Origin of the sequence: Dyadobacter flavalbus (genome assembly GCF_006149045.1) — a bacterium.
Taxonomy (GTDB): domain Bacteria; phylum Bacteroidota; class Bacteroidia; order Cytophagales; family Spirosomataceae; genus Dyadobacter; species Dyadobacter flavalbus.
Genome location: NZ_VBSN01000027.1, coordinates 570,191 through 584,688, shown reverse-complemented (window position 1 = coordinate 584,688; position 14,498 = coordinate 570,191). Strand labels below are relative to the sequence as shown.

At 46.5% G+C, this 14,498-nt stretch carries 8 protein-coding genes; 7 read left to right on the top strand and 1 reads right to left on the bottom strand.

What is annotated here, in order from left to right; genetic code table 11:
* The first annotated feature begins 201 nt into the window (after positions 1 to 201).
* The 7 genes from tnpA (at position 202) to FEM33_RS07645 (ending at position 13,605) form a co-directional block, all read left to right on the top strand.
* On the top strand, positions 202 to 678 hold the full coding sequence (gene tnpA / locus FEM33_RS07675) for an IS200/IS605 family transposase (RefSeq protein ID WP_139011474.1): 477 nt from the start codon (positions 202 to 204) through the stop codon (positions 676 to 678).
* On the top strand, positions 675 to 4,439 hold the full coding sequence (locus FEM33_RS07670) for a PVC-type heme-binding CxxCH protein (RefSeq protein WP_139011473.1): 3,765 nt from the start codon (positions 675 to 677) through the stop codon (positions 4,437 to 4,439). Before tnpA ends, FEM33_RS07670 begins: the two co-directional genes overlap by 4 nt.
* Before the next feature lie 107 nt (positions 4,440 to 4,546).
* Positions 4,547 to 5,425 carry a helix-turn-helix domain-containing protein gene (locus tag FEM33_RS07665; protein ID WP_139011472.1) on the top strand — a complete coding sequence of 293 codons (879 nt, stop codon included), beginning with the start codon at positions 4,547 to 4,549 and terminating at the stop codon, positions 5,423 to 5,425.
* Between the two features lie 54 nt (positions 5,426 to 5,479).
* The gene (locus tag FEM33_RS07660; protein ID WP_139011471.1) at positions 5,480 to 9,241 is read left to right on the top strand and encodes a hydantoinase B/oxoprolinase family protein; all 3,762 of its coding nucleotides are present in this window, start codon (positions 5,480 to 5,482) and stop codon (positions 9,239 to 9,241) included.
* A gap of 131 nt (positions 9,242 to 9,372) precedes the next feature.
* Positions 9,373 to 10,536: an NRAMP family divalent metal transporter gene (locus FEM33_RS07655; RefSeq protein ID WP_139011470.1), complete on the top strand. Its 1,164-nt coding sequence runs from the start codon at positions 9,373 to 9,375 to the stop codon at positions 10,534 to 10,536.
* A gap of 66 nt (positions 10,537 to 10,602) precedes the next feature.
* Entirely contained in the window at positions 10,603 to 12,174 is a 1,572-nt protein-coding gene (locus tag FEM33_RS07650) for a glycoside hydrolase (RefSeq protein ID WP_139011469.1), read from the top strand.
* 45 nt (positions 12,175 to 12,219) lie between these two features.
* A complete protein-coding gene (locus FEM33_RS07645; protein WP_139011468.1) occupies positions 12,220 to 13,605 on the top strand; it encodes an aminopeptidase P family protein in 1,386 nt (461 codons plus the stop codon).
* Between the two features lie 112 nt (positions 13,606 to 13,717).
* Here FEM33_RS07645 and FEM33_RS07640 read toward each other — a convergent pair whose 3' ends face one another.
* Entirely contained in the window at positions 13,718 to 14,326 is a 609-nt protein-coding gene (locus tag FEM33_RS07640) for a DUF6985 domain-containing protein (protein WP_139011467.1), read from the bottom strand.
* Positions 14,327 to 14,498: the final 172 nt, after the last annotated feature.

The following is a 14,498-nucleotide window of genomic DNA, read 5'->3' as shown; positions in this document are numbered from 1 at the left end:
AATATCACGTTAGATAAATTTGTAAATTGAAATAATTGCAATTGAATTTTATTCCGGTGCGCTGCACCTACAAATGTTACGGTGCGTTGCACCTTGTTTGTTTGAAGGTGCGGAGCACCGCAACAATTGTAGTAGAAATCAGCGTTAATGCACAAATGTCAGGTGCAGCGCACCGTAACAAACAATAACACACATTAATCCATGGCGAATACATACACACAGCTATACATTCAAGTCGTTTTTGCGGTAAGAGGGAGAGAAAATCTGATCAGCATGAAATGGAAAAGTGACCTTTATGCTTACATCGGCGGCATTTTAACAAAACAGGGATGCAAGCCGCTTGCCATAAACGGAATGCCGGATCATATTCATATCTTTTTCGGATACAACCCTGCTGTTTCCGTAGCAAAACTGGTAGAGGAAATTAAAACATCCTCGAATAAATTTATCAAAGACAATTATTCAGTTTCTGCATTTAACTGGCAAAAAGGATATGGCGCATTTTCATACAGCCGCTCTCATATCCATCGTGTCGTTAAGTACATTGGAAATCAGGAAATACATCACCTGACAAAAACATTCAAGCAAGAGTATATCAGAATCCTGAATGATTTTGGTATAGATTACAAGGAAGAATACCTTTTTGATTTTGAAGAAAACGTAATAACAAGCAAATGAAAGCCAGAGCGTTATCCTTTTTACTTGGCATAGTCCTGCTGGGCTGTGCCGTCAAACAAACTTCACAGAACGCCTCGGTCAAAAGCGCGTCCTCGAAGAATGAAACCGTCAGGGCACGGCGCCTTGAAATCCTGTTTATGGGTGACAAAGAAGGTCATCACAAACCCGCTGAACGTGTTCCGCAGATTATGGCGGCGCTGGGGCCAAAAGGCTTCAACTTCACTTATACCGATAATCTGGACGACCTTAACCCGGAAACGTTAGGCAAATACGATGCACTGATGCTTTTCGCAAACTGGGATTCCATTGCTCCGAAACAGGCAAAATCACTGCTCGATTTCGTTGCGAGCGGCAAAGGCTTTATTCCGGTGCACTGTGCCTCTTATTGTTTCAGGAACAATCCGGAAGTTGTAAAACTCATCGGCGGCCAGTTCTGGAGACATACGTGGGACACCATTCAGCCGGTATGGTCCAAGCCTGACCATCCTGCCATTGCGGGTGTAAAACCTTTTAAAACCGTAGATGAAACATATCTGCACACTTTGCTGGAACCGGATAACATAGTTCTTACCGAACGCACGATCCAGAAAGATCAGGAAAATGACAAGCCCGGACAAACAAAAGAACCCTATACTTGGGTAAGGACACATGGAAAAGGACGTGTTTTTTATACCGCTTACGGCCATGACGAGCGCACTTGGGCGGTTCAGGGATTTCAGGATCTGCTGGAAAAAGGAATTTTGTGGGCGGTTAATGATGACGCCAGAAAATCGCTGGCAGCATTGAATCCAAAGCCATTTGAATACCGCGAAGCCAAACTTCCCAACTACGAACAGCGCCCCGGTCCTCAGTTGCAGCAATTGCCGCTTTCACCTGAAGAGTCCGTAAAGCACATTCAGATTCCGGTTGATTTTACACTGGATGTTTTCGCGCACGAGCCTGACGTTATGCACCCGATTGCGATGACGTGGGATGAAAAAGGCAGGTTGTTCGTACTGATCACAAAAGATTATCCGAATGAGCGCAAAGACACCGGCGGAAGCGATTACATCCTCATTTGTGAAGACACAAACAAGGACGGAAAAGCAGACAAATTCACCAAGTTCTCCGACGACCTCAGCATTCCGACCGGCCTCGTTTTTGCCAACGGCGGATTAATCGTTTCGCAGGCACCGCACATGCTTTTCCTGCAGGATACAGACGGCGATGACAAAGCGGACGTGAAGAAAATCCTTTTCTCAGGATTCGGAACAGGTGACACACATGCCGGGCCTTCCAATCTGCATTACGGATTTGACAACTGGGTTTACGGATCAGTCGGCTACTCGGGTTTCAAAGGAAAAGTAGGTCAAAGCGATTCACTGGATTTCGGACAGGCACTGTTCCGTTTCAAGCCGGACGGATCGAATATGGAAATTGTGGCCAAAACATCCAACAACACGTGGGGACTCGGCTTTAATGAAACGGGCGACCTGTTTGGCTCTACGGCAAATAACTCACACGGCTGGTATAGTGCGATTCCGAACCGTTACTTTGGCAACAGCAAAGTGGATAACGGAAGCCGCAGTACCGATACGCATAAAGACATGCAGCCAATTACGCCGAAAGTTCGTCAGGTGGACGTATTCGGCGGATTTACAGCCGCAGCCGGACATAATTTCTATACTGCAAGAGCGTTTCCGAAAAGTTACTGGAACAGAGTTGCGTTTGTTTCCGAGCCGACCGGACATATTCTGCACCAGAATGTAATGGCCAAAAAAGGCACTGACTTTGAAGATGTACTTGGATTCAACTTGCTGGCCGGAGCGGACGAATGGGTTTCTCCTGTTTTTGCAGAAGTCGGGCCAGACGGCGCCGTGTGGGTTGCAGACTGGTACAGCTTTATCATTCAGCATAACCCGACGCCAAAAGGATCGGAAAACGGAAAAGGAAATGCGTATGAAACCGATCTGCGTGATTATACACATGGCCGTCTTTACCGCATTGCATGGAAAAACGCGCCGGAGTACAAGCCGGTTTCATTGAGCAAAGACCGTCCGGATGAACTGGTGGCTACTTTGAAAAACACCAATATGCTATGGCGCCGGCATGCACAGCGCCTGCTGGTGGAACGCGGACAAAAAGACGTTGTTTCCAAACTGCTTGATCTGGTTAAAGACAAATCAGTAGATGAAATCGGGATCAATGCACCGGCTATTCATGCCTTGTGGACTTTGCACGGACTGAATGCGATGGAAGATCCGCAGGTTCTTGCAACTGTTACCGAAGCTTTGAAACATCCTTCCGGTGACGTTCGTAAAACAGCCGTGAAAGTATTGCCCCGCACAGCCTCAACCGGCATTGCATTGCTGACTACGGATGCCTTGCACGACAAAGAGCCGCTGGTGGTGATGAATACATTGCTTGCCTTTTCTGAAATTCCGTTTACACCGGAAATCGAAAATGCCGTTCTTGGTTTGCTTGACAGCTATTCACAGGCGGACGACCGCTGGATGCCGGATGCGTTTGCAGCAATCCTGAATTCGCATAACGGTACTTTACGCGAAAAATATCTGGCACAGCGCATCAGCAAGGCTTCTTCTTCCAATGCTTCTGCACAAAAAACGGAAACAGCCAAAGCAATGGATCATTCAACGATGAACCACGACGCGCACGCTGCCAATAAAGTAACCGTGCAAGGTTCGGCAGATCTAGCTATAACCAACATCACTATTGAACCCGTAACACCTTATGTACGGGAATATGCGCGGGTAGTCATTGAAATTACTAATCAGGGAAGTGTGGCCGTTCCGAAAGAACTGGTGCCGGTTGTCAATGTAGGAATCAGAAGCCGTTCATTGAATACGAATTACATCAGCCGCCAGCTTTCAAACGGCATTGCGCCCGGCGAAACGGTAAAACTGGTTGAAGGAAACAACGGTCCGTGGAAAACTGCTTTTGGCTTTACTTCCGATGAGGCCGGCAAAGTAAGCGTTACGGCTACTGTGGACGTTGACAATGTGGTTCCTGAAAAAGAGGAGAACAAGAACAATACGATGAGCAAAACTTTTGAAGTACGTCGTCTTGACCGTCTTTCGGACTTTGCACTGGAACGCGCTACACGCGGATATACATCCTATGCCAAAGGTGATGAAGTGGTTACGCTGCTTACAAAAGCACAGTCGCTTGATCCGCAGGGCCGCAATGCCGTGATGAAAGGAATCCTTGGTGCATGGAACCCGAAACGTAAAGAAACGGCTTCCGCCGAAACAAAGACTTTGCTGGCATCGGTGAAAAACAATATTCCGGACGACCTGAACAGCAGATACCTTACATTTCTGGAATCATACGGTATAAAAGATGAAACGCCGGCTGATCCGAATGTTCAGGTTGTACAGATCAAGGCGATACGTGAAGAAATGAAGTTCAGCCTGACTGAATTCACTGCCATTGCCGGAAAAACCGTTGAACTGGTTTTTGAAAACCCGGATGCCATGCAGCATAACGTAGTAGTAGGAAAGCCGAAATCGTACGAAACCATTGGCACAGCTGCCGATAAAATGATTACCGCAAAAGACGGTGCCGAGAAAAATTATGTGCCGAACATACCGCAGGTTCTGGCTGCCACGCCGCTTGTAAATCCGGGACAAACTTTCCGTCTCAAATTCGTAGTTCCGGATCAGACCGGCGATTATCCTTTCGTCTGTACTTTCCCGGGTCACTGGAGACTGATGAAAGGTGTCATGAAAGTAGTAAAGGAACAGGCTCTTTTGAATAAATAATTTTTAAAAAAGCAAATTCCCAGTTAATCTTGATCCCGGGTACACAACCAAGCTGTACCCGGGATTTTTTTATATTGCAAATCCCGTAAAATGCATTTTTTGTTTGTATGAAAGTTGTTCAGTTCACCATTCCGGTTTCGAAAGAGAACACCATTGTGGTGCAGGAAAACATTCTGCCGCATTATTACAACCATTTGCACAGGCATCGCGAAGTACAGATCGAGTGGGTTGTGGAAGGCTCGGGAATCCTGATCGCCGGAAATTACATGCAGCGTTTTGAGGCAGGGGAAGTTTATATTATAGGCGCCAACCAGTCACATATTTTTAAAAACGACGAGGCTTACTTTGATCCGGAAGGGAAAAAACAGGTTCATTCCATTTCCATCTTTTTTGACCCGCATCAACTTTCCCAAAACCTGTTCAGCCTGCCTGAAATGGCCGGCATCAGAAAATTTGTGGAAAGCCTGCATAACGGATTCCAGATTCCGGCAGCAGCAAGTGACGCCGTTAAAAAAATCATTTTCGAAGTAAGGGAAAACAAAGACAGCCAGCGCGTAGCCGCATTTATTTCTTTGATGCACCTGTTTTCGGTCACACGCGACATGAAACCGCTTGCAAGCAGCAACAGTGAACAGCTTATTTCAGAAGTCGAAGGAATCCGTATGGATCAGATTTTCCAGTATCTGGTCACCAATTACAAGCAGCACATTTCATTAACTGAAATCTCGGAAGTAGCCAATCTGACGCCGCAGGCATTTTGCCGGTATTTCAAGAAACATACGGACAAAACCTTTGTCAGTTTCCTGAACGAAGTGCGCGTGAACGAAGCCTGCAAGATCATCCTCTCCGGCCGTTTCGACAGCTTCTCGAACATCAGTTATCAAACGGGCTTTGATAACGTCACCAATTTCAACCGTGTATTCAAAAAAACAATCGGGAAGTCGCCGGGCGAATATTACAAGGAGTTTCGCGACAGGCTTGCTTGATTGCATGCCAAATAGCCGTTAAATTGCTTCCATACCAAATCTAAAAGCTGTATTTTGAAACCAAATAACCATCCCGCCTGGAAAATATGGATCGATACGGGCGGGACTTTTACCGACTGTCTTGCGATTGATCCGGCGGGAAACAAGACACGGATTAAAGTTCTGAGTTCAAGCTGTCTGAGAGGACGGATTATCAGGAAAACTGCACCCGGAATATATGAATTTGAGGCGAGCTGGAATTTCGACAATGATCTTTTGGCCGGATATTACTTTAAAATCAATGCATCTGACCTGACAAGTAAAGTAACTTCCATTGATCATGCCCGTAAAATACTGACACTAGACGATGATCTTTTTATCGCTGAAAACGCAGATTTTGAAATAAATACCGCAGAAGAAGCACCTGTTCTGGCGGCGAGGCTGCTTACAAATACACCTGTAAATGCGGCATTGCCGAACATGGAAATGCGGCTCGGAACCACAAAAGGCACCAACGCACTACTTGAACGAAAAGGCGCAAAGACTTTACTGATCGTTACCAAAGGCTTCAGAGATCTGCTTTACATCGGCAATCAGCAGCGTCCTTCTTTGTTTCAGCTGGATATTCCCGAACCCGCATTGCTTTACGACACAGTCATTGAAGCCGATGAACGCCTGGATGCAGCCGGGAATGTAATCACGCCTTTTCAGATAGGTGATTTTGATTTATCAAAAACCGGTAAACGCTTTCAGTCGATAGCCATTTCACTGCTGCATTCTTATCAGAACAACGCACATGAAAACGAACTTGAAACGTTTTTCAGGGCAAACGGCAGCAAGTATGTTTCGGCATCTTCATCTCTTTTTCCATTTTCCCATTACCTCCGCAGAACACAAACGGCCGTTGTCAATGCATACCTCGACCCGATTCTGGATCAGTACTTAACCAACATTAAAAATGCCCTGCAAACAGGCGGCCTGAAAGTAATGACGAGTACGGGCAGTCTGGCGGAAGCGGCTGGCTTTCATGCCAAAGACAGTCTGCTAAGCGGCCCGGCAGGCGGCATGGTGGCTGCGGCAAATACAGCAAAAAGACTCGGCTTTGACAAAGCCATCACCTTCGATATGGGCGGAACGAGCACGGACACGGCGCTAATTGACGGCCGGCCCGAGCTGAAATACATTACTGAAATTGACGGCATTGAATTTCACAATCCCACGCTGGCCATTGAAACCGTTGCGGCCGGAGGCGGCTCCATCTGCTGGTTCGACGGGTTTTCGCTGCAAGTAGGTCCGGAAAGTGCAGGCGCTTCGCCCGGTCCTGCCTGCTACGGAGCCGGCGGCCCGCTTGCCATCACCGACATCAACCTGCTGTCCGGCAAGCTCGATGCTTCCAGATTCGGAATTCCGGTCCGCCCTGAAGCAGCCGTTGAAGAACTGGAAAAGCTGAGAAACGCCATTCTTGAAAAAACAGGAAATGCTTTGACATATGCTGCTTTACTTAGCGGATTTGAACGCATCGCCAATGAGAAAATGGCAGATGCCATCCGCAGGATTTCCGTTGAAAAAGGCATTGACCCTGCTGAATACGCTTTGATCACTTTCGGCGGTGCCGGCGGCCTGCATAGCTGTCAGCTGGCCGAACTGCTCGACATGGAAATCGTTATCATTCCTTACGATGCCGGACTTTTCAGCGCGGTGGGTATGGGCGAAGCGTTGATCAGCACGATTGTGTCCAGACAAATCCTGCTTCCGTGGCAGACAGCGGAAAACAGCATTGAAACCTGGAAAAATGAACTGATTAAAGCTGCTGCGAATGAATTGAAAGTTCAAGGAGTCGATGCATTTGATGAAGCTTTCTGCCATGTATACCTGCGATTTGCCGGACAGGAAAACACCGTAGAAGTTGCTTACGACGGGGAAAAAACCATTCAGTCTTTTGAAAAAATTTATACTTCCCAATTCGGCTATTATCCTGAAAACCTGGAAATTGAACTGGAAAGCCTAAAACTGATGCTGCGCGAAAAGGCAGAAAAGCCCAAAGTCCTGAACTGCATAAAAAACGGCAAACCCGCCACGCCAATCAGAAAAGTTGCACCTTTACTTGCAACGGGAACCGGCAATTCGGCTGACTTGTACGAATGGGACAAGTTAAGCACTGGCGAACAAATTTCCGGACCTGCTGTTTTGCTCAATAATACCTCCACTTCCTACATTCCCGAAGGCTGGAAGCTTGTTGTTCAGGAAAACAGAGATGCCATTGCATTCAAAATACTGGATGAAAAAACATTGTCCGGTGAACAAAGCGAAGAAGTTGCCTTACAGCTTTTTACCAACCGTTTCAAGGCCATAGCAGAAGAAATGGGCGTTCAGCTGCAACGTACGGCATTTTCGGTGAATGTAAAGGAACGGCTGGACTTTTCGTGTGCACTTCTGGACGCAGAAGGCGAGCTGCTTGTGAATGCACAGCACATTCCCGTGCACCTCGGAAGTATGGGCATATGCGGAAGGCTTGTAAAAGAAGCGATCGAGATTGGTCCCGGCGATGTCGTTATTACCAATCATCCCCGTTACGGCGGCTCTCACCTGCCCGATATTACCTTATTATCCGGTGTTTTTACATCAGAAAACGAATGCATCGGCTATGTGATCAACCGCGCGCATCATGCTGAAATCGGAGGAAAAACGCCGGGCTCCATGCCGCCGGACGCCGTTTGTCTGGCCGAAGAAGGCGTTGTGATTTTACCGCAATATCTGATAAAGAATAATGTATTTCAATGGGAAACGGTCCGCAGTCTTTTCAATGAAGGCCCCTATCCTACCCGCTCGTTTTTGTCCAATGAAGCCGATATAATGGCTGCATTGTCTGCTTTGCGAAAAGGAAGTGCACAACTGCTGAAACTTGCGGATATGCATGGCCTGGCGCAGGTAAAAAAGTACATGCAGCGACTGAAAGCAAGTGCCGTAATCCAGCTGAAACAAGCGCTTGTCCCGATTTCCGGACAAACCTTCCACGCAACAGAATTCCTCGATGACGGGCACAAAATACAGGTCAGCATTTCCATTTCAGAAGATAAGCAGCTTTTTGATTTTACAGGAACATCGAGCGTTCATCCCAACAACCTTAATGCAAATATTTCAATTCTGTACAGCGCTGTATTGTATGTCCTGCGTCTTTTGGTCAACAAGGAAATTCCGCTTAACGACGGATTAATGAAGCATGTGGAGATCAAACTGCCTGAAAACAGCTTTCTACATCCTGACTTTTCAGACGATCCGCTGCAATGTCCGGCCGTCGTTGGCGGCAATACGGAAGTAAGCCAGCGGCTTGTGGACACGCTTTTAAAGGCATTCGGTCTGGCGGCATGCAGTCAGGGAACGATGAACAATTTCCTTTTTGGCAATGAACAGTTTGGCTATTATGAAACGATCGGCGGGGGCGCAGGAGCCGGGCCAGGTTTTCACGGAAGATCGGCGGTGCACCAGCATATGACCAACACGCGCATTACCGATCCCGAACAGCTGGAACGCAAGTATCCCGTTCGCTTGCTGGAATTTGGCATCCGTCGAAATTCAGGTGGAAAAGGAAAATTCAATGGCGGCAATGGCATGATCCGGAAAGTACAGTTTTTGCAGCCTTTGCAGGTGACGTTACTGGCACAACATCGCAAGTATGCACCTTACGGCATCAATGGCGGAAATGACGGGCAATGCGGTAAACATACGCTTTACAAAAACCGGAATGCTGCGGAATTGCCGGGCATCTGTAATTTTCCTGTTGAAAAGGGCGATATTTTGATGATCGAAACACCGGGCGGCGGCGGATATGGTAAATGACATACTGCATGTTTTATATATCGTACCGCCGGCACGAAAACAAACTGCATGGATATCATTTTTCTACCGGGGTTTTGTCCCGATGGGACTTTTAACTTACATGCAATAAACTGGTGCCGTAGGCACACTATATGGGTCACAAGTACAATGCGCTGCTGGGTGCAGCTTTTCTGATGGCTACTTCTGCGGTTGGGCCGGGGTTTCTTACGCAGACTACTGTTTTTACAGAACAGCTTGCGACGAGCTTTGGCTTCATTATCCTGATTTCCGTCATTATCGACCTTTGCGTTCAATTCAATATCTGGCAGATTGTTACCGTCTCGGGAAAAAGGGCACAGGATCTTGCCAATGACCTTTTTCCGGGATTGGGTTATTTACTGGCTTTCCTTATTGTCACCGGCGGACTTGCATTCAACATCGGGAATGTGGCCGGAGCCGGCCTTGGCATGGAAGCCATGACAGGCATTCCTGTACAAACAGGTGCAGTTGCAAGCGCTGCCATTGCAATCGGTATTTTCCTGTTCAAAGATGCGGGCAAGGTCATGGATATTTTTACCAAAATACTGGGCATTGTGATGATCCTTCTGATTTTGTACGTTGCCTACACATCGCATCCGCCGCTGATGACGGCTTTCAAGCACACGTTTTTACCCGAAAAGTTTGATGCCGTTGCCACTATAACGCTCGTCGGCGGTACAGTGGGCGGGTATATTTCCTTTGCAGGAGCGCACAGGTTACTGGATTCGGGCATCAAAGGCGAGGCTGCACTGCCGCAAGTGAACCGGAGTGCTGCAACGGGCATATTGCTGACGTCCGTCATTCGTTATCTGCTTTTTCTTGCCACACTGGGCATTATTCTGGCCGGGGCGCACATCAATCCTGAAAATCCGACTGCATCTGTCTTTGAAAATGCGGCGGGACAATCCGGCAAGCAGCTGTTCGGGCTCATGATCTGGTGTGCAGCCATTACTTCCGTGGTTGGAGCGGCTTATACTTCCGTTTCGTTTCTGCGTTCGTTTCACCCTTTTCTGGAAAAGCACCATACCGCATTGACTATCGTTTTCATTCTTGTTTCCACAATCATTTTCCTGGCAGTCGGAAGGCCGGTGAAAGTGCTGGTTTTTGTCGGTACACTAAATGGTTTTGTACTTCCTGTTGCGCTTGCGATTTTGCTGCTGATCAGCCGCAAGTCGAGGCTGATGGGAACATACCGGCATTCGGCTTTCTTGCAGGTTGCAGGCTGGTTAATGGTCCTGATTATGTCGGGGCTGGCGATCAAGGCTATTTTTGAATAAAGAAAACTGTTGGAAATACGGTTAATAAATCAGGATATTGCTTTTTTTAAACTGAACCCGGGCATCATGATGCGCTTTTTGATCTTTGTACTCTTTTTTGTCTTTCCTTTTTACTCCAATGCCCAGCAATCCGCTGTATTAACCATACACATTGACCCCGATAAACGCGCACAGCAAATGGACAACTTCGGAGCAGCAGGTGCATGGTTTTCGGAAGGGATCGGTAAAAACTGGCCGGCGGACAAGCGCGAGCAAATGGCTGAATGGCTTTTCAGCAAGGAACTGGATAAAAACGGAAACCCGAAAGGAATCGGGCTGTCGGCATGGCGGTTCAACATTGGCGGCGGCACGGCTGAGCAAGGCGACAGCAGCGGCATCATTGATTTTCGTAAACGCGTGGAATGTTTCCTTAAACCGGACGGCACGTACGACTGGTCAAAACAGGCGGGTTATATATGGTTTACAAAAAAAGCGGCGGAGTACGGTGTTGAAAACCTGATTGCGTTCTCGAATACGCCGCCTGTCCAGTTTACAAAAAACGGATTGGGTTATAAAACCGAAAAAGATTATCTGACCAACCTCAAACCGGATAAATACGGCGATTATGCCCGTTTCCTGGCCGATGTTCTGGCGCATTTTGACAAAGAAGGATTGCATTTCAACTACATCAGTCCGGTGAATGAGCCGCAGTGGGATTGGTCTCATCCTTTTGGGAAAGGCTCGCAGGAAGGCAGTCCGTGGCGAAATGAAGATATAGCAAAAGTAGCCCGTGCCCTCGACAGCACACTAACATTAACCGGATCAACTTCCAGAATCTTGATTACCGAAGCCGGACAACTGGATTATTTATACGGCAAAACCGGCGGAGCCGCGCAGCAGACACAACATTTTTTCGGAGCAAAAAGTCCGTTGCAGCTCAGCAGGCTCAAACACATGCCGGCCATCATCGGCGGCCACAGCTACTTTACGGACAAAGGCGACAGCAGCCGGATCGCAATCCGCAAAAACGTAGCCGACACCACGCGCAAGTACGGCGCAGACTTCTGGCAAACGGAATATTCCATGCTTGCAGACGGTTACAAGGAGGGCAGAACCGGAAAGATCCCGGCTATTGACTGTGCATTGTTTTTATCCAAAGTAATTCATGACGATCTCGTTTACGGCAATGCAAAAGCCTGGCAGCTCTGGAACAGCTGGGAACCCGGCAGCCCTGATTTTGATACGCGTTATTTCCTCATTGCGCTGAACCCGGCAAACAAAGAATATACCGACGGCAGCATTACCGCAACCAAAACGTTGTGGGCTTTGGGCCATTACAGCCGCTTCGTACGTCCCGGCATGCACCGATTGGAAATCAGAAGAAATGACAGCCTGACGCCGGTTCAAATTGCCCAAAACATTATGGTAACCGCGTATAGCAACGAAAAGCAAGTCGTGCTTGTGGCAGTCAATTACACGGAAAAGGAACAGACATTGAAGCCGGAGCTGGCGAATTTCAAGATAAAAAATACAATGGAAACGTATTTGACTACTGCCGAGAAAGACGTTAATATGCTGCACAGCCAAGTCAAAAATGAAAAGAACGGAATAAAAATGCCGGCAAGATCCATGATGACCATTGTGTTTGAAAGGAAGTAGGATGTCTTGTTCTTCAACGATTTAAAGCAAAAAACTGTAACAAACATGTTTTCTAAACAAACTTATATTTCCCGCCGTAACGAGCTTAAACAGAAAGTCGGCAGCGGCCTTATCCTTTTACTGGGCAACTTGGAAACGGGTATGAATTACCGTGACAATGTATATCCGTTCCGGCAGGACAGCAGTTTCCTGTATTATTTCGGTCTGGATGTCGCTTCACTTCATGCTGTAATTGACATTGATAATGACCGTGAAATCATCTTTGGCGATGAACTGACGATCGATGACATTGTCTGGACCGGGCCCAAAGAAGCTTTGGCTGAAAAGGCAGGAAAAATCGGTATTTCCGAGGTAAAGCCGCTGGCTGCATTGGAAGGATTTTTAAACAATGCAATGTCCCGAAAGCAGGAAGTACATTATTTGCCGCCTTACCGTTCAGAACATACCTTACAGTTGCAGGAATGGCTCGGCTACTCGCCTGCACAGGTTTCGGAACAAGTTTCTGTAAAGCTGGTCAGGGCCGTTGTTTCCATGCGGTCGTATAAATCTTCCGAAGAAATCGCTGAAATAGAAAAAGCAGTGGATACTTCGGTGGATATGCATCTTGAATTTATGCAGGCAACCCGGCCCGGCATGACTGAAAAGGAAGTTGCTGCAAAGCTGCAAAGTATGGCAATCGCCAGAGGCGGTGACATTGCATATCCGGTGATTTTGACGGTAAACGGTGAAATTCTGCATACACATGCACGCGACTTGCCTATGCAGGAAGGACAAATGGCGCTTTGTGATGCCGGTGCCGAAACAGCCATGCATTACTGCGGTGACCTTACCCGCACGATTCCGATGGGCAGGCAGTTTACAACGATCCAGAAAGAAATGTACGAAATTGTGCTGCGTGCGCAGAAAGCGGCCATTGAAGCCTGCAAACCCGGGACTTTGTTCAAAGACGTTCATGCATTAGCATCGTTGAAACTGCTGGAAGGACTTCAATCAGTCGGAATTATCAAAGGTGACCCGGCCGAAGCTTTGGCTCATGACGTGCATACCCTTTTCTTCCAATGCGGACTCGGACATATGATGGGACTCGATGTACACGACATGGAAAACCTCGGCGAACAGTACGTTGGCTACACGGACGACCTGAAAAAAGGAACTGCATTCGGCTGGAAATCCCTGCGGCTTGGCCGTGCACTGGAACCCGGTTTTGTCATTACCGTGGAACCCGGCCTTTACCTTATTCCAACTTTGATTGACCGCTGGAAAGCTGAAAACAAACTTTCACAGTTTATCGATTACAACAGACTGGAACAGTTCAGAGATTTTACAGGCATAAGGATTGAGGACAATTTGGTGATTACGGAAAGCGGGAACCGGATTCTTGGGAAGAAACTGGTGAAGGAAACTGCGGAAGTGGAGGCGTTGCGCGGATGAAAATTATATTCAATTCTTACCTGAAAACTTTTGCTACAAACGAGAAAAATACTCCTGATTGTAGCAAAAGTTTATATTTAACGCTGTTGTTGTATGTAAAATGCTTTAATGATTAAAATTTAGATAACATTTCATCCTCATTGTCAGGAATGTTATATGCATCTGCATCAGTCAAATCGTCGTCGTCAGCACTAACTCTGGTTAATTTCTTACCTTGTCTGTATACAAGTTGAAGGCCGTGTTCATCTTCCCAATCGCATTGACATGTAATTACAACATAAATATCCTTTTCATTATACTGTCGTCTTTTAACGTAGATTTCTTTGGGCTTTACAAAATCCCAAACTCCATTTACATCCTTTAAATGAAGTAATTTTCCTAAGCGGATATTATGTAAATGCCAAGTCTCCGGATTCTTAATTTGCTTAAACATTTCAACTACCTCCAGATCAAAACCTGTAATTTCAAAGTAATCAATACAATTTTTATAGACTAACTCTGATATATCGTTTCTGTCCTTACTATCTAGCTTCAAGAAATTCCTAAGAGCCTCATCCGCTTCAGGAATAAAGCTTTTATCATTTTCAGGATTAAAATGAATGAAATAAACAATAAGCTCTTGGTTACCAAATAACGGAATTTCCACAAACTTGCTTTCCCACCAATCAGAAAAACTTCTATGTTGTTTTAACTTTCCAATTACACCTGACTCAATGGTCATATTTACTTACATCAAACTATTATAATACAATTATGAAGAACATTGATATTGAATGTGCTCGTTGTATGTAAACCTACTATGCTTTTATAAAGAACAAAAGTATTATTCAAATCAAAGCAGATTTGAATATATTACCGGTAGCTTTTTAATAACAGAAACCAATCATTAATTA